We start from the raw sequence: 22,933 nt of genomic DNA on the forward strand, positions 1-22,933 counted from the left end.
AATGAACCATGTTAATATCGATTAAAAGACTGTTTTTGTCGACAATAAACACGAAAAATGGTTTTTCCTACAGTTTATGTTTGCATTATTTTAACATTATTTTTTTATTAAATACGCCTTTATTTCCTAAAATTTTAATCATATAATATCCTGATGCCAATCCTGTTAAATTGATACTATTTTCTGCTCCTATGTGTCCTTTTTTTATTTCTGTACCTTTAGCATCAAAAATCATGTATGTATATGTTTCATTGGTAGAGATTTGAAACCAAATTTTTCCTGTGGTTGGATTCGGATAAACGAGTACTTCATTTTTTTCTTGAAATTCTTCCGTACTCAACGGACTACTTCCTTCTACGATATGTAATGCTTGATTAGGGGTTACATTGTATAAAATATCTTGTGCGCCACCTAACCATGTAACTTTTACATAATCAATGACTGTATTTGTACCGATTCCGAAAAACTCCGTCTCTGAATTTTGTGATATGTATCCTTCGCCACAAACCGTGTATCTATAATGCGTTTCACCTTGACTTTTAAGTTCTATTGTTGCACCAATACCTTGTTTGTTGCTTGCAACACCTTCTAGACTTACTTTTAACCAATTGTTTGATGAAGTTGTTTGATTTTTCCATAAGAAGATATCATCTCCTCCATTATTACTCACAATGATTTCTGGAAAACCGTCATTATCCGTATCTCCAATAGCATTTGCATAACTTTCACTAGTATCATTTGCAAAACCTGAACTTCCTAACATGCTAAAAGTACCGTTTCCGTTGTTTGAATAGTACGCTGCAGAAAGCAAGCTTGGAACAGCTCCATCCAAGGAGCCGCTTACGTATAAATCCAAATCACCATCGTTTTCTGCATCTAAAAATACAGAACCCCACGCTACACTTTCAAACATGGTTCCTGTACTAGCCGCAATGTTGGAAAATGTTCCGTCACCATTATTACGCAACAAGTAGTTTCCTGGAATTCCATTGGTCACATAAATATCAAACCATGAATCGCCATCTACATCTGCAATCGTGACTGACATTGCATCGATAGCAATATTGGTTTCAGATTCTTCACTAACATCTGTAAAAGTTCCGTCTCCATTGTTTTTGTATAAGATATTTGTGGTATTCGTTTTGTCATTTGCCATGTAAATATCTTGCCAACCATCATTATTATAGTCAAAAAACGCAGAACAGAAGGATAAGTGACTTCCCGAGTCGATTCCCGCGGTAGCGCTGACATTGGTAAATGTTCCGTCACCGTTATTTTTGTAGAGATAATTGGCTTGTGGTGTTGGAATTCCTCTGTTACACAGAAAAACATCCAAAAAACCATCATTATTATAATCGCCCCAAGAAGCACCAAAATTACTTTGCGCTGCCGTTGGCAAACCACTCACAGTAGTGATATCGGTGAGAGAAGTCCCATCATTTTCATACAAGCGACTACCATCAATATCACTAGAAATATATAGGTCTTTGTCACCATCGTTATCAATATCAACCCAAATGACTTGTTTTTGTTGTGAAAGATTGTTGGGATTCAGTGTAGTTTCAAGCGAATAGGTACCGTCGCCGTTGTTTTTATAGATTTTTAACGGATCGCCACTTTGTGTTGCAATGGTAATATCATCCCATCCATCATTATTATAATCACAAAAAGAGATGCCTCCACCTAAATAAATAGTTCCGCTATGATCACCAACACCAACTGCTGTTGCCTGATTTTGAAAATAAGCCTGCGCCTGTAATTGTTGAGAACATAGGAGGTAAAGGGAATACGAAAAGAATAGGTGTAATTGTCTTTTCATTGGCAATACAGTATATTTTATTGAGTTCGAGGTACCTAAAGTATTAAAAACAACTTAAATTTCACAAAAATTTAACAGTTATATTATCATATTTTTTATTTGTAGGATACCACTGCTACTAATATTTAGATTTTATTGCGATTAAAGCCAAAAAAAATGCCTCTAAGATAATTCCTAGAGGCATTTTTAAAGGTGTGTTTTTTATTTATTCTTCTGTAAATCGTTCAATGACTTCTTGACTTACACCTGTGTTGGAGAATCCTCCATCGTTGTACAAGTTTTGCATCGTTACGCGCTTGGTTAAATCAGAGAATAAGGAAACGGTATAATTTGCACAATCTAGCGCCGTTGCATTTCCTAGTGGCGACATTTTTTCCGCATATGAAATGAATCCGTCAAAACCTTTTACGCCCTGTCCAGCCGTTGTTGGCGTTGGCGATTGAGAAATGGTGTTGACACGTACTTTTTTGTCTTTCCCGAAGAAATAGCCAAAACTACGCGCTATAGACTCCAAATACGCTTTGTTGTCTGCCATATCGTTGTAATCTGGAAAGGTTCGTTGTGCTGCCATGTATGTTAAAGCGACAATACTTCCCCACTCGTTCATGGCGTCAGATTTGTATAAGACTTGCATTACTTTATGAAAAGAAACCGCAGAAACATCCCAACCTTTTTCTAGCCAATCGTATTTTAAGTCGGTATAGTGTCTTCCTTTACGAACGTTGACTGACATTCCGATAGAGTGCAATACAAAGTCTATTTTCCCGCCAAGGATTTCCATCGATTTATCAATCAAGTTTTGAATATCGTCTACATCTGTAGCATCTGCAGGAATGATTTCTGAACCTGTTTTTTCTGCCAATTCGTTGATTTTCCCCATACGCATTGCAATTGGTGCGTTGGTTAATACAAACGTTCCACCTTCTTCATGAACGCGCTCTGCAGTTTTCCATGCAATAGAGTTTTCATCTAAAGCACCAAATATGATTCCTTTTTTTCCTTTTAATAAGTTGTATGACATGCTTGTAATATTTAAGTCGTTGTTTGGTAGTTCAAATATATGGTAAAAGATTGAATTGATTGTTTTTCAAGGTTTGGAATCTGTTTTTACGATTGCAATAATTCTTTGGCATTTGCCAATGCAGAGTCCGAAATGGTAGCGCCGCTCAACATTTGCGCAATTTCTTGTATGCGCTCTTCTTGGTTCAATTCCTTGAGTTGTGTAGAAGTTACTTCGTTGATATCTTGTTTGTACACTTTGAAATGCTGTTTTCCTTTTGCTGCAATTTGTGGCAAATGTGTAATAGAGAACACTTGCATGGTTTTGCTCATTTGCTGCATGATATTCGCCATTTTATTCGCGACTTCTCCTGAAACTCCTGTATCGATTTCGTCAAACATAATTGTTTGCAGTTGCATGTATTTGGACAAAATGGCTTTGATACACAACATCACGCGTGACAATTCTCCGCCAGAAGCTGCTTTCTTTAATTCGTTAAAGTTTCCGCCTTTGTTTGCGGAGAACAAGAATTGTAAATCGTCCATTCCGTTGGCATAAAACTCTTTTGACAATTGTACGTTGATATCAAATTGCGCATTAGGCATTCCGAGTGTTGCTAGCATGCTTTCCAATTGTTGTACCAATGTTGGAATTCCCGCTGCGCGTTTGTCGTGAATTGTTTTCGCTAGCTGTTGTAGCTGTTTTTGCTGTGCTTGCAGTTCTTTTTCTTTGGTTTGAATGAGCGTGTCAATATTTTCAGAAACCGATGCTTTTTCAGAAAGTTCATGTTGAATCGACAACAACTCTTCTATGGTAAGTACTTGATGCTTTTTTTGCAAATCGAATATTTTTTGAAGCTTTTCCGAAACTTCGGCAAATAGTTCAGGATCAAACGTGACTTCTTCTTGCAAATTGATGATTTCATTGTAAATATCATCCAATTCAATATAGGAACTCTTGATGCGTTCTGCTAAATTTTTAAATTCAGGCGCGATTCCTGCTAGTTTTCCAGAAGCCGCTTGCAATTCTGACAATAAATTCAACACACCAACTTGCTCGTCAGAAAGAATCTGTTCAGAGCTACTTAAATTCGTTTTAATGTCTTCCGCATTGTTTAAACGCTCGTACTGCGCTTCCAAATCGTCCAACACCAAGCCTTCCAATTTTGCTTCTTCCAATTCTTTTAGTAGAAACATATTGTAATCGTACTCTTTTTCGAGATCGATTTTTTCTTCTTGTATTTTTTTTAGTTCTTTTTGGGTGGAATGATAACTTTTCAGAATGGATTGATACGATTGTACTTCTTCAGAAACATTCGCTAAAATATCAATGACTTGAAACTGAAATTGATTATCCGTCAACTGCAAGGTTTGATGCTGTGAGTGAATGTCAATCAACTGATCGCCCAAAGCATTCAATACATCCAAACGCACAGGCACATCATTTACAAACGCCCGCGATTTCCCCGATGGCAATATTTCACGACGAATAATCGTGTCGTCATCATAATCCAAATCGTTTTCGGTAAAAAATTTAGTCAGTTGGTACTTTTTAATGGAAAATTCGGCTTCAATCACACATTTAAGTTCTTTATCTTTCAGTGATGATAAATCTGCTCGTTTTCCTAATATCAATGCCAATCCGCCGAGAAGAATCGATTTTCCCGCGCCGGTTTCTCCTGTAATAATGGTCAATCCTTTATCAAAATCGACCTGTAAAGCATCAATGAGAGCAAAGTTTTTTATAGAAAGTTTTGTGAGCAATGCAGTAGTGTTTTAACTTTTGTTTTCACTCACAAAAATAACGTATTGCAGTAAATTTTCGTAAAAATCAGAATTTAATTTTTCCCCATTTGGAAGCGTGGAATGGCGCGACTTTGTTTAAGGTTTCTACCAAACGAACGACATTAACTTTCGGTCCACCCGAAAATATTTGCTGAATTTCTTCTGCTTTGGCGTCAAAAAAGGTTTGTAATAAAAAGGAATTTGGTCTGCGATTGTTCAATGCTTTAAAGATTTCCAAACTGGAACTAATCGCCTCTTTTCCAGCACGCGGATCATCTGCCATAACGTCCAATCCTACTCTGTGGTAGTTGTACATTACCGTTCTGTATTCTTTGTGCGTATTGTTGAGCATATTGTCCAGCAATCTCCAACGCGTACGGTTTCCGTCTGCTTCTTTCCATCCTAAAAACGGACTCGATTGTGAAAGATTCACTATTTGTTGTGCTTGTGCGTAATAATCTGAGCCACCGCGAAGTGAAAACGTATCAGCGTCAATTCCTAAAATTACATACACATAATATGCGATTACCGAAACTAAGTTAGATGTAAACTGATTCGGGTTGTACACAATTGGCTGAAATTCTTGATAGATGAATCGGAATTGTCGGTCGTTAAAGTTAAATACGGGCGACTCAAACGACGAGTTGTAAATTGGTCGTGATGATTGCACTTGAATCGTTGCCACAAATTCATCGGAATTCCACTGTGATACTTGAATCAACATGCTACAGTTGATGCGTTCTGAAGTACCAAATTTTTTATTTGTCCATTGCGTTTTGTTGACAAAGTCATTGAGCGTACGCTCTAAGGTTTTGAAAATTTGCTGATTTGTCTGATTGACTTGTTGTGTGTCAACCGTAATTCTACAGTTCAATTCTTGTGCAGTTGAAAAAGAGACTACACTTAAAAGTAAAATGCTTAAAACAAGATTACGCATGGATTCGCTTTATAATTTCATTAAATATATCAATGGCTACGTCGGCTTTCGATTTTAACCCAAAAGCTAAGGTATTCATTTTTTTGTCAATTATCGTGACTTTGTTGGTTGGTTTTCCAAATCCAGCTCCTTTATCGTTGAGCGAATTGAGCACAATCATGTCTAAATTTTTGCGTGTCAATTTGCCTTTGGCGTTTTCCAGTTCGTTATTCGTTTCTAATGCAAAACCCACTAAAAACTGCGATTTTTTGATAGCGCCTAACGAAGCGAGAATGTCTTTGGTTTTGACCAACGTTATTTCTAACGTAGCATCTGCCTTTTTTATTTTCTGATTGGCAATATCTTTTGGTTTGAAATCGGCAACCGCCGCTGAAAGAATGGCAATGTCTGCTGTTGGATAACTTTCATGTGCCGCATTATACATGTCTTCCGCACTAATAACATCAACCACATGTACAGAAGCATGTGATATTTGTTGATTATTCGGTCCCGCAATAAGCGTAACTTCTGCACCTAAGTTTGCTGCGACACGCGCTAGTTCGTAGCCCATTTTTCCAGAGGAATGATTTCCAATAAATCGCACAGGATCAATCGCTTCGTATGTTGGTCCTGCGGTAATCATTACTTTTTTTCCGCGTAATGGAAGTTTGCCTAAAATATCTTTTTCGATGAAGGAAATGATATCTTCTGGCTCAGCCATACGACCTTTGCCTACCAAACCACTTGCCAATTCGCCACTCGTAGAAGGAATCATAATGTTTCCAAATTTTTGTAGCTGTTCAAATGAGTTGGTCGTTGATGGATGTTTGTACATGTCCAAATCCATCGCAGGCGCAAAATACACGGGACATTTTGCAGAAAGATAGGTTGCTAATAATAAGTTATCGCTATTTCCTGATACCATTTTAGACAGCGTATTTGCTGTTGCAGGTGCAATCAGCATAAAATCTGCCCACAAACCCAATTCTACATGATTTGTCCATACGGCATTTTCGTCTTCTTCATTCGTAAACGAAGAATGCACAGGATTTTTAGATAAGGTAGATAGCGTTAACGGTGTAATGAAGTCTTTGGCAGCAGGCGTCATAATCACTTTGACTTCGGCGCCTGCTTTGATGAATAACCGTACTAAAGAAGCTGTTTTATAAGCAGCAATTCCAGCAGTGATGCCGAGTAATACTTTTTTGCCACTTAAAATAGACATGTTTAGGCTTCTTCTTTGGTGTTACGGTAGTAAATTTTGTCTTCCAACCATTCTTGTACCGCAATTGCGTGTGGTTTTGGAAGTTTTTCGTAGAATTTAGATACTTCGATTTGCTCTTTGTTTTCAAAGATTTCTTCTAAGCTATCGTTGTGCGTAGCAAATTCATCTAATTTCTCAATCAATTCTTTTTTGATTTCAGAATTGATTTGAGCGGCTCTTTTCGCAACAACAGAAATCGCTTCATAGATGTTGTTTGTTGGCGCATCAAACTGATTTCGCTCGATAGTTTTGGTGCTGATTGGAGCATCTAAGTTTTTAATATCAACCATAGGTATTATTTTGTAAATTTTGCTAATTCTTCTGTAATGGAAGCCATAATTTTATCGGCTTCTTCTTTGTATTTTGATTCTGGATAAAACTTCATCAACGATTTGTATGCTGAGGCAGCTTCGTTGAAACGTTCTTCCATAAGGGTTTCAAAGCTTCGTATTGCTAAGTTGTACATCGCGTCAAGCTTTAAGTACATGGCGTCTTCTCTGAATTCTGTTCCAGGATAATCTGAAAGGAAATTTTCAGTCGCTTTTATCGCCGCTTTGTAATCTGAAATCGTGTTGTATTGTTTCGCGATTTCGTATGCTTTTTTCTCAATTTTTGTTGTTAATTCATCTACCATTTCGTTGGCATTATCCAAATATTCAGATTCTGGATAGTTGTTGATGAACCCTTGCAATTTATTGATAGCCGTGTACGTGTCTCTTTGGTCAATACTGAAACGAGGCGATTGCATATAGTAACTCTTTGCTTCATAGAAAGACGCTACTTGAATACTGTCACTTTTTGGATACGAGCGTACAAAACGCTCAAATTGGTATCCAGAAACAATATATTGCTCTATTTCAAACAAGGTGCGTGCGTACAAAAACGTAACGCGTTCTCCTTGAGGTTTTCCTCTATATTTAGGTACAATTTGCTCAAAAAGTCGGCTCGATTTTTTGAACTTTTTCTCATTGTACAAACGCTCTGCAAGCTCGTATTTCACTTTAACATCTTCCGATTTTAAAGCTTTTTGGTATTCACTACACGAAGCGAGTGTAGCAATAGCTATAATTACGTATAGAAATTTTGACATATTTTTAAACATCTGGCAAAAATAGGTATTTATTATGTATTATAAAAACATTTTTAAGAACGCTAAAATAACTGTAGAAATCTGTTTTTGGTATTCTTTAGCATGGATTTAACTTTTTGTCAGGTTTTGGATGTTTGGTGTTGGATTTTAGAGAGGTTTTCCTTTTTGATAATTGTGGCTTTTTTGATGCGCTTTGCTCCATTCTAAAATTTAATGATTCAAGGGTTTTTTCTTTTATTTTTTTGTTTGATTCTTTTCAATTTTTCAAACTCGTCATTTGTCAGTATTTCATGTAATTCCAATTCTATCAACTGGTCTTGAATCGGAATCTTTCTTTTATACTTTATCATACCTATACTTTTAACGTAATATGCATCTTGATAAAATTTTTGTCTTGTATAATGGTCGAGAAAATAAAAAATATAATTGTCTCTAAATTTAGCAGCTTCATATTCTTCACCTTTTATTGTAATAGTCTCAAATCCTGATGCTGTTCGTGTTTTTTTAAAGTGTACATGACCATAATCTCTGGTATATGTAACAGCATACGAATATTTATTATCTTCATTCCATTTATAAACATCTTTGTCAACAACTGTTGCTTTAATTTCTTTCCTTTTTCCTGTACTGTCAACTTCAAAGTTAGAATATGCAATTAATTCAGCTCCTTCCTTCTTAATTACTTCCGTAAATGTATTGTATAAATTACATTCAGCATCATAGGAAAATGTTTTTAATGTGTTTGTTTCTGGTATCGAAATAACTTTCCAATACTCTATTTTTGTTGCATCATTCTTATCAATATATTTATAGACTTTCGTATAACCTTCGCTTGAAACTGGATAATAATAATCTTTTAAATTCATTTGCGCATTACAACTACAAATGACAGTGATAATTAAAATTAGTGTATGATATTTTTTCATTTTTATAAGTTCAACCTAAATTCATAAAAGTAATTTTCTAAAAGTCTAATAGCGAAGCACATCTAATAATCTGATAATCTAGAGCAAAGCGAGTCTAAAAACCTACATCTCCCGCGTATCACTTATTTTATGATGATCCAACACCGTATAACCATCTTCATCAAAGTAGAACGCTTTTTCGAAAACTACGTTCATTTTGAGTTCTTCAAACGTGTAGGAATGCAATTTGTACACATCTTGGTTGAAGGCTTCATCATAATAAGAAACCATAATTAAAAATTCGCCGTTGAGTTTTTGCAATTCTTCTGAAGAGAATTTGTCTAGCGGCGAGTTTTTGTCAATTTCATGTACCAATGTCCATGTGGTTGGCAAATAGGTAATATGATCTCTTTCTAGCGAAAGCTGATAAAAATTACGCTTATAGCCTTGCTTTTTGTCAGGTTCCGTAATGGCGAGCGTGACTTTTACACGCGGATTAATCATCACGTCTTTTTTGCTATTCATCAATCGGAACATTAAAGCGCGACCTTCGTTGAATTCGCGACAGATGATGTTATCACTGAATCGAATGGAGGCTTTTGGTTTTGAAAAACGTCCGTACAACAATCCTGTGACGAACGAGAAACTCAATAATCCAATCAATGCCTGAAAACTAGAAACAATTCCCGCAATGACATTTGTTGGCGCCATCGCTCCGTAACCTAAGGTTGTAATGGTTTGCGACGAAAAGAAAAATGCATTTACAAAATCAATCACAAAACCTTGCGGTTCTACTGAGATATATTGAACTCCAATCGCCACATAAATAGCGGCAAAAGTCATGTTCAACATGAAATACATTAAAAACACCAAACAGAAAAAGTGTGTCCAACTCAAATCGACCAAATATGCGTACAACGCAGAAATTCCTTTTTGTCTGTTTAAATGCCTAATGTTAAACGAACCATCTTTGTTGATAATCCGTTTGGCAATGATGATGGAATCTTCTCCTAATCCAGGATCTTTAACTTTTTTTGCCATTAATATGTTACGAATTCAATGCTTCCGTAAAGGTACGCAACTTTTCTTTGAGTGCTGTAGATGCTTCTACCAAAGGCAATCGTACAGTCGCGGTAGATAATCCCAAGATTTCAAAAATCGCTTTGATGCCCGCAGGATTTCCTTCTTCAAAAATATAATCGATGGATGGCATTAACTTGTAGTGCAGTTCGTTAGCTTCGTTGGTTTTTCCCGCCAAGGCAAAACGCACCATTTGTGAGAATTCTTTTGGATATCCTTGTCCAATCACAGAAATCACGCCTGCGCCGCCAACTTGTACCATAGGCAAGGTAATCATATCATCACCCGAAATCACTAAGAAATCTTTGGGCGCGTCTTTAATTAATCGCATGGCTTGAACAATGTCACCAGCTGCTTCTTTAACGCCTATGATATTGTCAAAATCATTTGCCAATCGAATGACTGTTTGTGGCAGTATATTGCTTGCCGTTCTTCCTGGAACGTTATAAACAATAATCGGTTTGGTAGTCGCAGCTGCAACTGCTTTAAAATGCTGGTAAATTCCTTCTTGCGTAGGTTTGTTATAATATGGAGAAACGGATAAAATAGCATCGATGTCCGACAAATCGCGGGTTTGTAATTCTTCAATAACAGCCGCCGTATTATTTCCACCAATTCCCAAAACGATTGGTAAGCGTTTGTTGTTGGCTTTTACAACTGTATCAATCACCAATTGTTTTTCTTCTAGCGACAGTACTGCATTTTCTGCGGTTGTTCCTAAAACGACCAAATACTCAATGCCGCCATCAATTACGTGGTTTACAATAGTTGTCAATGCAACAGTATCTACCGAAGTATCTTTTGTAAAAGGTGTAACCAATGCGACTCCGGTTCCGATGAATTTCTTCATTATGATAGTTTATTTAGTATGTGTAAATATCTGTGTAGTTCTTTTGAAAATGTGGCAATATCTTCTTCTTTGGTTTGAATGATGATATCGTGAATTTCCTGACTACTTCCTTCGATTCCTATTTTTAAATTTGCTTGTTGCAAACCTGATGCCAATTGCAATGCCAAGTGATTGTCACTGTAATAACTAATCAACACATCAAAAGGTTTATTTAAAAATTGTTGCAATGTTTCTGTCTTTGCTTTTCCTTTCCAACCAAAATCTTTTTCATAAAAAACGGGATAGTGTACTTCGCGTGTTTTTGATTCTTTTTTATGAAAACACAACACTTCTACTACAACATCTAATTGCAAAGCATCGATAATTTGTTCAAAATTGACTGTTTTATCAGCATTTACAATCAGTCCGACCGTTTCAATAGGTTTGGCTATTATTTCTTTTGTTGTGGTATTGTGTAGCTTTTTTGTCAGCGCTTTCTTCGCTGATTTGTGTTGTAATCCTTTTAAAAACATGCATGCAATTTGTTCTTTGACAAAAGTACTGTTTTTTCTATAAAAAAAGAGACGTTCCGTATAGTACGCCTCTCTCCTATTGTAAAAAATTATAAATCCTGCTCTTCCTCACGAACGTTCATTATACGGCAATTTACAAGGAGTTTTTGAGTTATAAAAAATTAGTTGATAAGCGTTAAATTTTAACAATGAGCGTTAAATTTTGGCAACTAATCACAAAAAAAGTGTGTGGTTTTACAATTATTTAGTGTGATTCGCCGTGATGATATCTTGTATTTTTTATAATTTGGCGCATATTTTAGTTTTTATGAGAAAAATTGTGCTATTACTCACCGTTTTCTTGGCAATTTCGTGTGCCAAGGAAGAACAGCGTGTTTCTAAAATTGAAGGAAAACGTATCAACATCAACGATTCATTGGCGGTTGATGAAGCGATTGAAGCCTATATTAAACCCTATCGCGAGCGTATTGAAGAAGATATGAATAAAGTGTTGAGTTATGCTCCAAAAGACATGCATAAAAGCGACGGCGAACTCGAAACAACGATTGGAAATTTAATGGCAGATTTGGTAAAATCGCAAAGTGAGCCAGTTTACAAGCAACGCACAGGAAAGTCGATTGATATTTGCTTGTTGAATCACGGGGGAATTCGTGCGCCGATCCCGAAAGGACCTATTAAAACCCAAACAGCTTTTAATGTGATGCCTTTTGAAAATTCGATTGTGGTGGCAGAATTGACTTCTGAAAATGTACATAATATGGTGTCCTATTTGGCAGAAGCAAAACGTGCGCATCCTATTTCAGGATTAACTATTAAGCTAGATGCAAACGAAAAAGTAACCGAAGCTTTGGTGAACGGAAAACCGATTGAAGACGGAAAAACCTATACAGTAGTGACGTCCGATTATTTACAAAATGGTGGCGATCGAATGAATTTCTTGCAAAATCCAGTATCGTTAGAAGTGTTGGATTATAAGATTCGAAATGCCATGATTGATTATTTTAAAAGTGTCGACACCATTCCTGCACGCTTGGATGGCAGATTTATTCAACAATAATTTTAGAAAAATGAAGAGAAGAGATTTTATACAAAATTCGTTGGCGTCTAGTGCTTTTGTAGCGTTGGGCGGATTGTCATTACAGAGTTTTTCAGCGAGTTCAGCAAAGAAGCATATTACCATTTTACATACCAACGACGTACACAGTCATATTGATCCTTTTGGCGCCGATCATCCACGAAATCCAAATCAAGGTGGTGCGGCGCGCAGAGCCAGTTTGATTGCTAATATCCGAAAGGAAAATCCGAATACTTTGTTGTTAGACGCTGGTGATATTTTTCAAGGAACACCGTATTTTAATTATTATGGTGGCGAATTGGAATTTAAGCTCATGAGCATGATGAAATACGATTTGGCAACCATTGGAAATCACGATTTTGATAATGGTATTGACGGATTGTACGCGCAGTTGCCAAACGCTAATTTTGAATTTGTTTCTGCGAATTACGATTTTAAAAATACCGTGTTAGACACGCACGTAAAACCGTATAAGATTTTTGTGAAAGACGGCATTAAGATTGGAATTTTTGGTTTGGGCGTAAAGCTAGAAGGTTTGGTAGACAAACGCATGTACAAAGAAACCGTATACAATGATCCTATTGAAACAGCACAAGAGATGAGTCGTATTTTGAAAGCAGAAGAAAAGTGTGATTTGGTAATTTGTTTATCACATATTGGGTATCATTACAAACGAAATCCAGAGCGTCCGTCAGACTTAAAATTGGCACGTGCTACCAAAGATATTGATTTGATTATTGGCGGACATACACATACATTTTTACCAAAACCTACGATTGAAAAGAATAGTGTTGGAGAATCTGTGTTGGTAAATCAGGTTGGTGCGTATGGAATTTACGTAGGAAGAGTTGATTTTTACTTTGATGATGCTAAGAATGTCATTGCCAACGGGAAGTCGATTGTGGTTTAATTATTGTTTTCACTAAGCTTGTCGAAGTGTTGTTTGTTTTTCGTTATTCGTTATTTGTTGTTTGTTATTTGTTATTTGTTATTTGTTATTTGTAAATTCGGCGATTTTTTACTCTTAACTATTCACTAATAACTTTTAACTTAATTGCTGATTGCTGATTGCTGATTGCTGATTGCTGGTTGCTGATTGCTGATTGCTGATTGCTGATTGCTGATTGCTGATTGCTGATTAAAAGTACTTTTTTATCTGAGGTAAGATTGATATGAAACATTTTAAATTTTACGGTTTAAAATTTCATTATTCGTAATTTATCAACTACTCTTCGTCTTCGTCTTTGTTAGTGTCTTTAAGAATAATATATGTCCACATTTTATAGTGTGAAAATATAAACATCGAATTCGCTATTACAGCATAGATTGGTTTTCGCTCTATAAATAAATAGATACCAAATAAAACACCCATGACGCCTGTGGAAAGTCCCGCCAGCAATAGGTTTTGTGTCACTTTATTTCTATAGCTTATATATACCATCGTTGACATGAAAGCAAAATATCCTATCGCAAACGTATAAAAAATTACTTCACCGAAAATAGCATCTCTTATTTGATCAATAAAAAAATAAAAAGGAAGCAAGTATAAAATTAAAAACGGCACGGTGCTCATCAATAACAGTCGTGTGGAGATGTAGTGCGATTGTTTCAATACAATAATTCCGTAAATAGCAAGCGCAACACTACTACTTATCATACCATTTGTAAGACTTTTTTCAATAAAGAAAAGATAATCTGCAAACATAAACGCGCCTAAGGCCAATAAATACAGATAGTCTTTTACTTCGTATAAAAAATAACAAATGGTAATCGCGGGAATAGTTAAGACAATGGCATATTTTCGTGATACGTAATCAGGAAAGAAAAACCATAAAAAATCTATACTAGCAATACAGATAAGGAAAATAAATAAAAATTTGGCAATCTTTTTCATGTACTGTACAAAGTAACTTATTTCTATATAGAAATCCTATATTTAACATCAGTTCGATAGAAGTTTTGTTCAAACAGAGATATTTTTATGTCGAACTCATATTATACTCATGCCAAAGTTAGCTTGTCAATTTTAAAATGCAATTGCTTCTTTTTCTTGAGAAATTACATGGCGATACATCGCATAGTGCATAAAAAGAAAAGCAAAAACAATACAAACACGAATAGCTATCAATTGATTTTTAAAAAGGTAATACCCAGTAATGATGGTTGAAATGGCAAATACAATTCCCGAAATCAATAACCACAAATTTCCTTTGGTACGCTTATGAACGTAGATCAATACCGAAATAAAGAAGAACAAACCTACGGAGAAAACATATCCTAAAATATAATTGAAAATGTCCATTTTTATAACGTCATAGTAGGAAATTAAAGGAACTAAGTACACAAATAGAAATGGAATTGCTACTTTGAATATAGTTTTTATGGATATTTCAACAGTGCTCTTCAATGTCATCATCACATACAATAAAGTGCCTATTGTGTAAAAGATAAGCGCCATTTTATAATGTGAAACCGTTTTGAAAGCGACAATTCCTGCAAAAGTAGCTATCAAAGCAACTACATACATCCAATTGATTTTTTTCATGGAGGAAAAATACAAAAGCATTAATACTGGAAGCGGTAAATAGGTAATGTATTGTCGCTCTATGATGTTTGGAAATACAATTACCAGAGCATCTAAAACCATTAGAGAGAAGTATAGATAGCTAAGAATTTTTTGTAGGTTCATTAAGCAACAGTTCTAGGGTTGTGAAATATGTGTTTGTTTTAATTAATTTAATCAACGGTGTTATGTAGTGCATTTTCAAAATCTTCCAGCATAAATTTTAATGAGAAATAGAGCATCATGCAATAGCAAAAAAGCGCTGTAATGGTTAAAATTCTTTCAGCAACATATAATTCATTCAGCATGATGACAAGATTCATTAGACCAAGATTACATGACATGATTAACATCCATAAATTAACCTGACTTTTATTTCGCATATAGTAATAGAGTGATAGAATAATATATAACAACGCCAGGATAATAAGTACCGAAAAGTAGATGATATCAGTTTTAATTTCTGGAGAAATCAAGCGCATGACTCTGTCATAGATATATAAAATTGGCAACATTATGAGCACCAATCTATAATATAATATTTTCTCTTTTTGTTTTTTTCTGTTTTTGAGATACATCAATCGCATTAAAAAGATGTAAAAAAACGAAAATAAGATAGATACTTCCGAAACATATTCGCGCAATCCCAACAGCAAAAAAATACCACCAACAATGACAATGACTAAGGAAAGAATGTACAAAAAACTCAACTCGTTTTTTTTCTCTTCTAATAAATAAATTCCTAAAATTGTCAATACTGGAAGCGGATACATATACACCAACGCTGACTTTTCAACGAAAAACGCTGTCACTAATAAACTAATAGCAACTAAGTAATATACCGAATATAAAAGTGTAAGATACTTCATTCGCTTGTTGTATTCAGTACATTATCCTCTTTATCATCATGCAGCATAAATTTTAACAAAAAAAACTGCATACACAAACTACAAATTGCAATAATAACCGTGAATATGGTTTCATACATGTACAACTCATTCAAGCCAATCAAAATGTTCATAAAACCTAAGTTTATAGCAGCAATCAACATCCACAAATTGGTTGGTTTTTTATCTTTTAAGTAATAATACAATGCGGTAATGACATAGCTAAGCATAAAAAACATTAAAACACTAAAATAAATAACTACATGTTTTAACTCAGGAGCTATTACCTGAACTAATAAATAGTAAATATATAGCATTGGAATGGCTAGTATAGTAACATGAAAATACGTTCGCAGTTCTGCTTTCTTTTTTGCATTGCGTACATACATGAGTCGCAGGTATATTATATAAAACAGCGAAAATATTACGCACACTTTTCTCAAATGTTCTCGCATGCCAAGAATTAAAAGAATACCTCCTACTAAAAAAATAATTTGCGCTAGTACGTATAAAATATTAATTGCGCCTTTTCGTTCCGTAAAATATATAATGGAAATCGCAATAACCGTTAATGGCTGTATATAAATTAAACTAAACTTCTCCATAAATATAGCCACAAGAATTGTTAGCGCCGAAGCAATCACAAAGGCTATATGTGTGGGTTTTGTTAGGTTCATTGTATCATACTCAGGAACTCATCTTCAGTTAAAATGGTGATGTTTAATTTTTCTGCCTTTTCTCGCTTGCTAGGTCCCATTTTATCTCCTGCCACCACATAAGAGGTTTTAGAAGAAATTGAAGAAGCGACTTTTCCTCCGTTGTTTTCTATTAGTTTTTTTAATTCGTTTCGCGACACTTTTTCAAATACTCCAGAAACTACAAATGACTGACCTGCGAGTGTGTCTGTCAACCCTTCCAACTGTGCTGCCGAAAACTCTAATTGAACGCCATGTGCTTTTAAACGTTCGATAAGTTGCAAATTAGTGTCTTCTGCGAAAAATTGTGCTACACTTTCGGCGATTTTCACTCCTATTTCGTCGACTGCTACTAAATCATCCGACGAAGCGTTTATTAGCGCCTCGATAGATTTGTAATGTTTTGCTAATTTTTTGGCAACGGTTTCTCCTACATAGCGAATTCCTAATGCATACAAGACACGCTCAAATGGTATATTTTTAGACGCTTCAATACCATTGACCAAGTTTTCTGCACTTTTTTCTGCCATGCGCTCCAGCGGAATGATTTGTTCTTTGGTCAATTCGTATAAATCTGCATAATTTGTAATCAATCCTTCTTTCACTAGCAATGCTACGGTTTCTCCGCCCAAACCATCAATATCCATGGCTTTGCGCGAAATAAAATGCTGAATTCGTCCAACAATTTGTGGCGTACAACCTGTGGCATTTGGACAATAATGCTGCGCTTCTCCTTCCTTTCGTTCCAACGGTGTGTTGCATTCCGGACAATGTGTAGCGTACACGGTTTCGGTAGAATCTGCTGGACGCAAATCGAAATTGACACCGACAATTTTTGGAATGATTTCACCTCCTTTTTCGACAAAAACGGTATCGCGTTCTCGAATATCTAGTTTTGCAATTTGATCGGCATTGTGTAAAGAAGCACGTTTTACCGTAGTTCCTGCAAGTAATACAGGTTCTAAATTTGCTACAGGCGTAATTGCGCCCGTACGTCCAACTTGATACGTAATTTCATTTAAAATGGTAGTGGCTTGTTCGGCTTTAAACTTATACGCCATTGCCCAACGCGGTGCTTTGGACGTGTACCCCAATTCATCTTGGTATTGCAGATTGTTTACCTTAATCACCACTCCATCAATTTCATATTCCAATTCGTGACGGTGATTTTCCCAATGATTGACAAATTCTAGGATTTCATCCACGCTTTTGGCAACTTTGGCTACACTTGGCACTTTAAATCCCCATTCGCGAGCTTTTTGTAAGCTTTCAAACTGTGTAGCAATTGGCAGTTTTTCGCCTTTTAAGCTGTATAATAAACATTCCAACGGACGTTTTGCCACTTCGCTACTGTCTTGTAATTTTAAACTTCCAGAAGCTGTATTTCGCGGATTCATGTACGGTTCTTCACCATTGGCAACACGTTCTTCGTTCATTTTTTTAAATCCGTCAAGCGGAAGAATAATCTCGCCACGAATATCAAACTTTGGCGGATAATCGCCTTTCAATCGCAACGGAACGGTGTTGATGGTTTTGATATTATTGGTAACCTCATCACCTTGAAAACCGTCGCCACGCGTCACTGCACGCACTAACACACCATTTTCATAGGTCAAATTCATAGAAGCGCCGTCATACTTCAACTCGCACGTATATTCTACCGTTTCTACGCCTAGAATCTTATGAATACGCTTTTCCCAATCGAGCAAATCTTCTTTCGAATACGAATTGTCCAACGAATACATGCGATACTCGTGTGTAACCGTGTTAAAATTTTTCGTGATTTGTCCACCAACGCGCAAGGTTGGCGAATTTGGGTCGTAAAATTCGGGATGTTTGGCTTCTAATTCCTGTAATTCTTTGAGTTTCATATCAAACTCATAGTCGGAAATCGTAGCGTTATCTAAAATGTAATAATTGTAATTGTGTTCGCGTAGTTCATCGCGCAAAGCGTTCAATTTCTCTTGAATGTTGCTCATGAAGTATAAGTGTTATAGAGGTCTCATAACAAATATAGCAAACTATACAATGGTTTCAATATGATTTTTGAAATTATCCCGTAACGGTAGCTTTTCGTTTGGTATAACCATAATACATGATGTACGCATAGCATACGATTGGTAGCAAAAACGCAATCTTGAACCCTGAAACATCAATTAAATTTCCAAAAATAAACGGAATCACAGCACCACCCACAATTGCCATACACAACAATCCAGAAGCCTGTGCTTTAAGTTCTCCTAAACCTTCCAAACTCAACGTGAAAATGGTTGGGAACATTATAGAATTGAACAATCCAACAGCTATCATTGACCACATAGAAATTAACCCTACAGTTGAGATTGATATTGCAACCATTGTTATTGCCAAAATAGCAAAGATGCTTAGTACTTTTGCAGGTGAAATGATTTTTGTTAAATATGCACCTACAAAGCGACCAATCATCGCACCGCCCCAATAAAACGTGATAAATATACCGAGTAGTGATTTTGGATCGGAATCGGAAAAAGTCTTATTAAAAATACTTGCAATTGTATTAGCAATACTCATCATCGTATCATTCGCAGCAACAATAGCTCCTAAATTCATACTTTCAAAATAATTTACTAAAAAACTACTTCCAATCGCTACTTCTGCTCCTACATAAACAAAAATACCCAAGGCTCCGAGTAACATTTTTTTATTTTTCAATAAGGAAAAATAACCGCCTTTTGGACTATTTTGTACAACTGTTGGCAATTTAACAAAAGTAAATATCAGTGCGAGTAGTCCGATAAATGCTGCAATAAAGAAAAATGGAATTTGAACAGTTTCAGCTTCTGCCGCATAATAGTTTACTTTTTCTACCTCAGATAATGCTTCAATTTCTTTTGAACTTTTAACTGAATCACTCAATAAAAATAAAGCCCCGACAATTGGTGCAATTGTGGTTCCTAAAGAGTTGAACGCTTGCGATAAATTTAAACGACTTGATGCTCCATCTTCTGAACCTAATAGAGCAACATACGGATTTGCCGCTACTTGCAATACAGTAATTCCACTTGCTAGTGTAAAATATCCAACCATAAACACGACAAAACTTCGATATTCTGATGCTGGATAAAAAAACAAACAACCAATAGCCATAATTACCAAACCTATTACAATTCCTTTTTTGTAACCAACACGTGTTAGTAACCAACCTGCTGGCAACGATACCACAAAAAAGGCAATAAAGAATGCTGATTGCACTAAAATAGTTCGCCCATAAGACATTTCAAATACATCTTTGATTCGAGGTACTAGGCTATCTACTAGAATTGTAATAAATCCCCAAAGGAAAAATAACGTAGTTAAAAATATAAAAGCACTTTTGTATGATTTGTTGGTGGTCATTTTTTTGGTTTTTGTTGTTTGTTATTTTGGTTGCTGGTTGTTGGATCTTGGCTCTTGGCTCTTGGCTCTTGGCTCTTAAAAATATGTTTTTTGTTTTTTGTTTTTCGTCGATTTGTTTACACTGAGCCTGTCGAAGTGTTGTTGGTTGTTGGTTGTTGGGTTTTGGGTTTTGGGTTTTGGTCAAAAGTCCTTTTTTATTTTACATTTCGCGTTTTACCTTTTAAATTTTGTTGTTTCTTATTCGCTGTGTCTTTTTGTTGATTCGTCTATTTGTCACTCTTAACTCTTAACTCATAACTCATAACTTTTTAACTTGGTTGTTAGTGAAAAAATAAATAAGAGAAAAGCTCTATTCCCTAATTCCCTTTCGCATAAAAATCTGACTTATGATTGACATTTTCACCATCTTGATTAGTGGTGTAATTGAACCATTCGTGAATACAATACGCGCCTGTTTCTCCTTTTTTGTTCACGGCAATATACCCGACTTGGAAATCCTTGTAATTTGGACTTTTTTGTATGACGCGTTTTACCGCTTCTTCACAGGCTTCTTGTGGCGATTTTCCTTGTCGCATCAACTCTACTATCAAAAAGCTTCCGACGGTTTTTAACACTTCTTCGCCCATTCCTGTTGCCGTCGCTCCTCCTACTTCATTGTCTACAAACAATCCTGAACCAATAATTGCCGAATCGCCTACTCTGCCTTGCATTTTATAGGACAATCCGCTTGTGGTACACGCGCCTGAAATATCTCCGTTTTTATCAATCGCTAACATGCCTATCGTATCGTGATTTTCTACGTTGATAATCGGTTTGTATTCTGACTTTACCTTCCAGTCTTCCCAAGCCTTTTTAGATGCTTCTGTCAATAGATTTTCAGGTGTAAAACCACTTTCTATCGCAAATTGCTTCGCGCCGTTTCCTGCTAATAGTACATGTGGTGTATCTTCCATCACTTTTCGCGCTACCGAAATTGGATGTTTGATGTTTTCAATACATACCACTGCACCATAATCGCCGTCTTTATTCATAATGCACGCATCTAGCGTTACATTTCCGTCTCTGTCTGGCAAACCACCTTTTCCAACCGATTGATTTTTTTCATCAGCTTCTTCCACCATCACACCTTGCTCTACCGCATCTAAGGCAGATTTCCCTGCTTGCAACACTTCCCAAGCCTTTGCGGTTGCATTTGGCACATTCCACGTTGCAATGACCATAGGCGTACTCGGTTTTACATCTGAGGTAAACTTTGTTGCCGCAGCTTTTTCTTTGTTTTTTTTACCATCCGCACAAGCGGTCAAAGCAGCACCTACTGTAAGTCCTAAGCCTGTTAAAGCAGCATTTTGAATAAACTTTCTTCGTTTCATGTTGTGTATTGTTAACGACTGCTTTTCAAATATTTCAAATTAACTGAATAATCTGAAAAACCGTCAATCGTATTTTTACTTCTTTTGATACTATTTAATTTCAATTTCGTCGTTAAGGTTTTTAAACGTAATTACTCCATTCCAAAAGGCATAGTCATTCCAAGAAATGTATGTCCTATTTTACGGTTTCAAATTAAAATAATAATTTGAAAAAGTTGTTCGTTGTCACGACTTTTATTTTAAAAACTCATTAGCAACGAATGCCTACAAAAAACTATGCAAAAAATTTTCAATATATTTGAGTTCCTATTTATAATTAAAATACAAAATCATGCTTACACCTAGAAAATTAAGCACTATCAACCCTGAAGTTGTTTTAATTTTTGGAGAATTACAACCTGCAATACCTAATTCGTATTATCATATTAAGACGAATGCAATTCATCAACAACACCATCCTGGATATCCAGAAATTACCCTTGCTATTCCAGATACCATCGCCACTCCAGTATTGGCTTCCCAAGATAAAACCGTTCGTGCCAAAGACTTTACAGATAATATTGCTTGTTTAAAAAACAGGGTTTTTGAAGCATACCCATTGCTTCCTGAAGAAGTAATTACAAACGACGGCGTATCATACTTGCAAGAAGCTTTTGAAAATTATGCGGCTGGCACGCTTGTGTATTTCTGTGAGACCAATAGAGCGCATTTATATTTTATTCTAAAAAACCTGTACATTGATGAACAGGAAAATATACAATTACGCAACACAAATACTGTAATCAAAGAAGATTTTTCTAATACAGTCGTGCCCACAAATGTACTTTCTATCGATATAAAAAGTACCGCAATAACGATGGGCAAGGGAATCGCTTCAAGTATGTTAAGTACTCTTGGCGGCGTAGTTGTAGATATTATTATGGATGAATTGTTCCCTGAACAGGTTCCTGATTATTTTGACGAAGTATATGCAAAGATTACTAAAATTGTAAAGCAAGAAATTGAAAAAAGTAAAATCGATTCTATTGAAGGATCTTTAAATAATTTAATCTCTAAAATACGCAACGAATATAAGCCAGCATTGGATGCGCGAAATTTAGATAATGAAAAAGACCGACAGTTTTTATTTGGCCTTTTACAAAAATACGATCAAACATTTCTTTCAGGAACAGGCGGCATGCTTGGTTTTCTCCAATTAAAAGATCACATGCAAGCAGGGTTTACAACCTTTATGCTAGGCGCTTCCATACAATTGAGTCTGATACAAGAAATGGCAAGAGTAGATCCTTTAAATAGGGCTGCTGATGGTTCATGGAACGCTCCTGAAATGTCCAGCTATGGAAAATCAAAAACGGGAACGCTTGCGCGAACAGCAAAAGAATTCATAGCACATGCAAAAAAAGCATACAACGCTGTCCTCAAGGCAAGAAAAGAAGCCATAAAAGCACAAAAATACCAAATCACCAGAAGCTATGTAGTGGGACAAACACTTGCCACCACTACAAACTATTATGTTCGTGTCACTGATGGCGGTGTACCCGCTGGATTATCGAAAGAAATTGGAAAAGATGATAAAAATGGTAAGAATGGAAAGTATGACCATTTTATTGACAATGATTTGGAAAAATTTAGAGAGCAGAAAGTGAATGAATTTATCAAGGAAATCAAACGACCAGAAGAAATCATAGAAAGTTGGGAGAAACTTATGGAAACTCCTGTGAAATCTGCGTGATGTAATTTGATGCTAT

General features: G+C 35.9%; 22 protein-coding genes. 3 read left to right on the forward strand and 19 right to left on the reverse strand.

Translation table 11 applies throughout. The annotated features are described in order from the left end of the window. Positions 1-85 precede the first annotated feature (85 nt). The 11 genes from C8N46_RS15760 to C8N46_RS15810 all read right to left on the reverse strand — a co-directional run bounded on the left by C8N46_RS15760 (position 86) and on the right by C8N46_RS15810 (position 11,220). A complete protein-coding gene (locus tag C8N46_RS15760) occupies positions 86-1,819 on the reverse strand; it encodes an FG-GAP-like repeat-containing protein (protein ID WP_108115887.1) in 1,734 nt (577 codons plus the stop codon). Between the two features lie 205 nt (positions 1,820-2,024). Further along, entirely contained in the window at positions 2,025-2,840 is an 816-nt protein-coding gene (locus tag C8N46_RS15765) for an enoyl-ACP reductase FabI (RefSeq protein WP_108115888.1), read from the reverse strand. 86 nt (positions 2,841-2,926) lie between these two features. Further along, positions 2,927-4,582: a DNA repair protein RecN gene (gene recN / locus C8N46_RS15770; RefSeq protein WP_108115889.1), complete on the reverse strand. Its 1,656-nt coding sequence runs from the start codon at positions 4,580-4,582 to the stop codon at positions 2,927-2,929. A gap of 67 nt (positions 4,583-4,649) precedes the next feature. Next, positions 4,650-5,540, reverse strand: coding sequence for a type IX secretion system protein PorD (gene porD / locus C8N46_RS15775; protein WP_108115890.1), 891 nt, complete (start codon positions 5,538-5,540; stop codon positions 4,650-4,652). Beyond that, positions 5,533-6,744 carry a bifunctional phosphopantothenoylcysteine decarboxylase/phosphopantothenate--cysteine ligase CoaBC gene (gene coaBC, locus C8N46_RS15780; protein ID WP_108115891.1) on the reverse strand — a complete coding sequence of 404 codons (1,212 nt, stop codon included), beginning with the start codon at positions 6,742-6,744 and terminating at the stop codon, positions 5,533-5,535. The genes porD and coaBC overlap by 8 nt, the downstream gene beginning before the upstream one ends. A 2-nt stretch (positions 6,745-6,746) precedes the next feature. Then, complete coding sequence (locus C8N46_RS15785) at positions 6,747-7,073, reverse strand: DNA-directed RNA polymerase subunit omega (protein WP_108115892.1); 327 nt, start codon at positions 7,071-7,073, stop codon at positions 6,747-6,749. A gap of 5 nt (positions 7,074-7,078) precedes the next feature. Then, positions 7,079-7,873: an outer membrane protein assembly factor BamD gene (locus C8N46_RS15790; protein WP_108116041.1), complete on the reverse strand. Its 795-nt coding sequence runs from the start codon at positions 7,871-7,873 to the stop codon at positions 7,079-7,081. Positions 7,874-8,091: 218 nt separating this feature from the next. Continuing rightward, positions 8,092-8,799: a hypothetical protein gene (locus tag C8N46_RS15795; protein WP_108115893.1), complete on the reverse strand. Its 708-nt coding sequence runs from the start codon at positions 8,797-8,799 to the stop codon at positions 8,092-8,094. A gap of 102 nt (positions 8,800-8,901) precedes the next feature. Continuing rightward, positions 8,902-9,819, reverse strand: coding sequence for an ion channel (locus C8N46_RS15800; RefSeq protein WP_108115894.1), 918 nt, complete (start codon positions 9,817-9,819; stop codon positions 8,902-8,904). A gap of 7 nt (positions 9,820-9,826) precedes the next feature. After that, positions 9,827-10,708, reverse strand: coding sequence for a 4-hydroxy-tetrahydrodipicolinate synthase (dapA, locus tag C8N46_RS15805; RefSeq protein WP_108115895.1), 882 nt, complete (start codon positions 10,706-10,708; stop codon positions 9,827-9,829). Further along, complete coding sequence (locus C8N46_RS15810) at positions 10,708-11,220, reverse strand: DUF6913 domain-containing protein (RefSeq protein WP_108115896.1); 513 nt, start codon at positions 11,218-11,220, stop codon at positions 10,708-10,710. Before C8N46_RS15810 ends, dapA begins: the two co-directional genes overlap by 1 nt. A gap of 307 nt (positions 11,221-11,527) precedes the next feature. Here C8N46_RS15810 and C8N46_RS15815 point away from each other — a divergent pair, with 307 nt between their 5' ends. Both C8N46_RS15815 and C8N46_RS15820 read left to right on the forward strand, forming a co-directional pair. Then, a complete protein-coding gene (locus C8N46_RS15815) occupies positions 11,528-12,277 on the forward strand; it encodes a 5'-nucleotidase C-terminal domain-containing protein (RefSeq protein WP_108115897.1) in 750 nt (249 codons plus the stop codon). Positions 12,278-12,287: 10 nt separating this feature from the next. Further along, positions 12,288-13,205 carry a bifunctional metallophosphatase/5'-nucleotidase gene (locus C8N46_RS15820; RefSeq protein ID WP_108116043.1) on the forward strand — a complete coding sequence of 306 codons (918 nt, stop codon included), beginning with the start codon at positions 12,288-12,290 and terminating at the stop codon, positions 13,203-13,205. A 118-nt stretch (positions 13,206-13,323) separates the two neighbouring features. Here the strand turns inward: C8N46_RS15820 and C8N46_RS20770 are convergent, their stop codons facing one another. From C8N46_RS20770 to C8N46_RS15855, 8 genes are all read right to left on the reverse strand, one after another. Then, positions 13,324-13,476 (reverse strand): hypothetical protein, encoded by a 153-nt coding sequence (locus tag C8N46_RS20770; protein WP_170110093.1) that lies wholly within the window; start codon positions 13,474-13,476, stop codon positions 13,324-13,326. Positions 13,477-13,520: 44 nt separating this feature from the next. Next, complete coding sequence (locus tag C8N46_RS15825) at positions 13,521-14,189, reverse strand: hypothetical protein (RefSeq protein WP_108115898.1); 669 nt, start codon at positions 14,187-14,189, stop codon at positions 13,521-13,523. 132 nt (positions 14,190-14,321) lie between these two features. Further along, complete coding sequence (locus C8N46_RS15830) at positions 14,322-14,984, reverse strand: hypothetical protein (RefSeq protein WP_146169846.1); 663 nt, start codon at positions 14,982-14,984, stop codon at positions 14,322-14,324. Between the two features lie 47 nt (positions 14,985-15,031). After that, the gene (locus tag C8N46_RS15835) at positions 15,032-15,727 is read right to left on the reverse strand and encodes a hypothetical protein (RefSeq protein ID WP_146169847.1); all 696 of its coding nucleotides are present in this window, start codon (positions 15,725-15,727) and stop codon (positions 15,032-15,034) included. Beyond that, entirely contained in the window at positions 15,724-16,422 is a 699-nt protein-coding gene (locus C8N46_RS15840; RefSeq protein WP_108115901.1) for a hypothetical protein, read from the reverse strand. The genes C8N46_RS15835 and C8N46_RS15840 overlap by 4 nt, the downstream gene beginning before the upstream one ends. After that, complete coding sequence (gene ligA / locus C8N46_RS15845; RefSeq protein WP_108115902.1) at positions 16,419-18,419, reverse strand: NAD-dependent DNA ligase LigA; 2,001 nt, start codon at positions 18,417-18,419, stop codon at positions 16,419-16,421. Before ligA ends, C8N46_RS15840 begins: the two co-directional genes overlap by 4 nt. Positions 18,420-18,492: 73 nt before the next feature. Beyond that, a complete protein-coding gene (locus C8N46_RS15850; RefSeq protein ID WP_108115903.1) occupies positions 18,493-19,815 on the reverse strand; it encodes a sugar MFS transporter in 1,323 nt (440 codons plus the stop codon). Between the two features lie 356 nt (positions 19,816-20,171). Continuing rightward, positions 20,172-21,185 (reverse strand): N(4)-(beta-N-acetylglucosaminyl)-L-asparaginase, encoded by a 1,014-nt coding sequence (locus tag C8N46_RS15855; RefSeq protein WP_108115904.1) that lies wholly within the window; start codon positions 21,183-21,185, stop codon positions 20,172-20,174. Between the two features lie 331 nt (positions 21,186-21,516). Between C8N46_RS15855 and C8N46_RS15860 the strand changes: the two genes are divergently transcribed. Next, positions 21,517-22,917 carry a hypothetical protein gene (locus tag C8N46_RS15860; protein WP_108115905.1) on the forward strand — a complete coding sequence of 467 codons (1,401 nt, stop codon included), beginning with the start codon at positions 21,517-21,519 and terminating at the stop codon, positions 22,915-22,917. Positions 22,918-22,933 lie beyond the last annotated feature (16 nt).

Source organism: Kordia periserrulae, from assembly GCF_003054265.1.
Classification (GTDB): Bacteria; Bacteroidota; Bacteroidia; order Flavobacteriales; family Flavobacteriaceae; genus Kordia; species Kordia periserrulae.

What these genes read in the sequence shown, in the direction of transcription:
- coaBC (WP_108115891.1), bottom strand. Translation starts at nt 6,744, where the DNA reads ATGTCTATTTTAAGTGGCAAAAAAGTATTACTCGGCATCACTGCTGGA.
- porD (WP_108115890.1), bottom strand. Translation starts at nt 5,540, where the DNA reads ATGCGTAATCTTGTTTTAAGCATTTTACTTTTAAGTGTAGTCTCTTTT.
- C8N46_RS15800 (WP_108115894.1), bottom strand. Translation starts at nt 9,819, where the DNA reads ATGGCAAAAAAAGTTAAAGATCCTGGATTAGGAGAAGATTCCATCATC.
- C8N46_RS15815 (WP_108115897.1), top strand. Translation starts at nt 11,528, where the DNA reads ATGAGAAAAATTGTGCTATTACTCACCGTTTTCTTGGCAATTTCGTGT.
- C8N46_RS15795 (WP_108115893.1), bottom strand. Translation starts at nt 8,799, where the DNA reads ATGAAAAAATATCATACACTAATTTTAATTATCACTGTCATTTGTAGT.
- C8N46_RS15830 (WP_146169846.1), bottom strand. Translation starts at nt 14,984, where the DNA reads ATGAACCTACAAAAAATTCTTAGCTATCTATACTTCTCTCTAATGGTT.
- C8N46_RS15860 (WP_108115905.1), top strand. Translation starts at nt 21,517, where the DNA reads ATGCTTACACCTAGAAAATTAAGCACTATCAACCCTGAAGTTGTTTTA.
- C8N46_RS15790 (WP_108116041.1), bottom strand. Translation starts at nt 7,873, where the DNA reads ATGTCAAAATTTCTATACGTAATTATAGCTATTGCTACACTCGCTTCG.
- C8N46_RS15820 (WP_108116043.1), top strand. Translation starts at nt 12,288, where the DNA reads ATGAAGAGAAGAGATTTTATACAAAATTCGTTGGCGTCTAGTGCTTTT.
- C8N46_RS20770 (WP_170110093.1), bottom strand. Translation starts at nt 13,476, where the DNA reads ATGTTTCATATCAATCTTACCTCAGATAAAAAAGTACTTTTAATCAGC.
- C8N46_RS15825 (WP_108115898.1), bottom strand. Translation starts at nt 14,189, where the DNA reads ATGAAAAAGATTGCCAAATTTTTATTTATTTTCCTTATCTGTATTGCT.
- dapA (WP_108115895.1), bottom strand. Translation starts at nt 10,708, where the DNA reads ATGAAGAAATTCATCGGAACCGGAGTCGCATTGGTTACACCTTTTACA.
- C8N46_RS15760 (WP_108115887.1), bottom strand. Translation starts at nt 1,819, where the DNA reads ATGAAAAGACAATTACACCTATTCTTTTCGTATTCCCTTTACCTCCTA.
- ligA (WP_108115902.1), bottom strand. Translation starts at nt 18,419, where the DNA reads ATGAGCAACATTCAAGAGAAATTGAACGCTTTGCGCGATGAACTACGC.
- C8N46_RS15765 (WP_108115888.1), bottom strand. Translation starts at nt 2,840, where the DNA reads ATGTCATACAACTTATTAAAAGGAAAAAAAGGAATCATATTTGGTGCT.
- C8N46_RS15855 (WP_108115904.1), bottom strand. Translation starts at nt 21,185, where the DNA reads ATGAAACGAAGAAAGTTTATTCAAAATGCTGCTTTAACAGGCTTAGGA.
- C8N46_RS15785 (WP_108115892.1), bottom strand. Translation starts at nt 7,073, where the DNA reads ATGGTTGATATTAAAAACTTAGATGCTCCAATCAGCACCAAAACTATC.
- C8N46_RS15850 (WP_108115903.1), bottom strand. Translation starts at nt 19,815, where the DNA reads ATGACCACCAACAAATCATACAAAAGTGCTTTTATATTTTTAACTACG.
- C8N46_RS15810 (WP_108115896.1), bottom strand. Translation starts at nt 11,220, where the DNA reads ATGTTTTTAAAAGGATTACAACACAAATCAGCGAAGAAAGCGCTGACA.
- C8N46_RS15840 (WP_108115901.1), bottom strand. Translation starts at nt 16,422, where the DNA reads ATGAACCTAACAAAACCCACACATATAGCCTTTGTGATTGCTTCGGCG.
- C8N46_RS15835 (WP_146169847.1), bottom strand. Translation starts at nt 15,727, where the DNA reads ATGAAGTATCTTACACTTTTATATTCGGTATATTACTTAGTTGCTATT.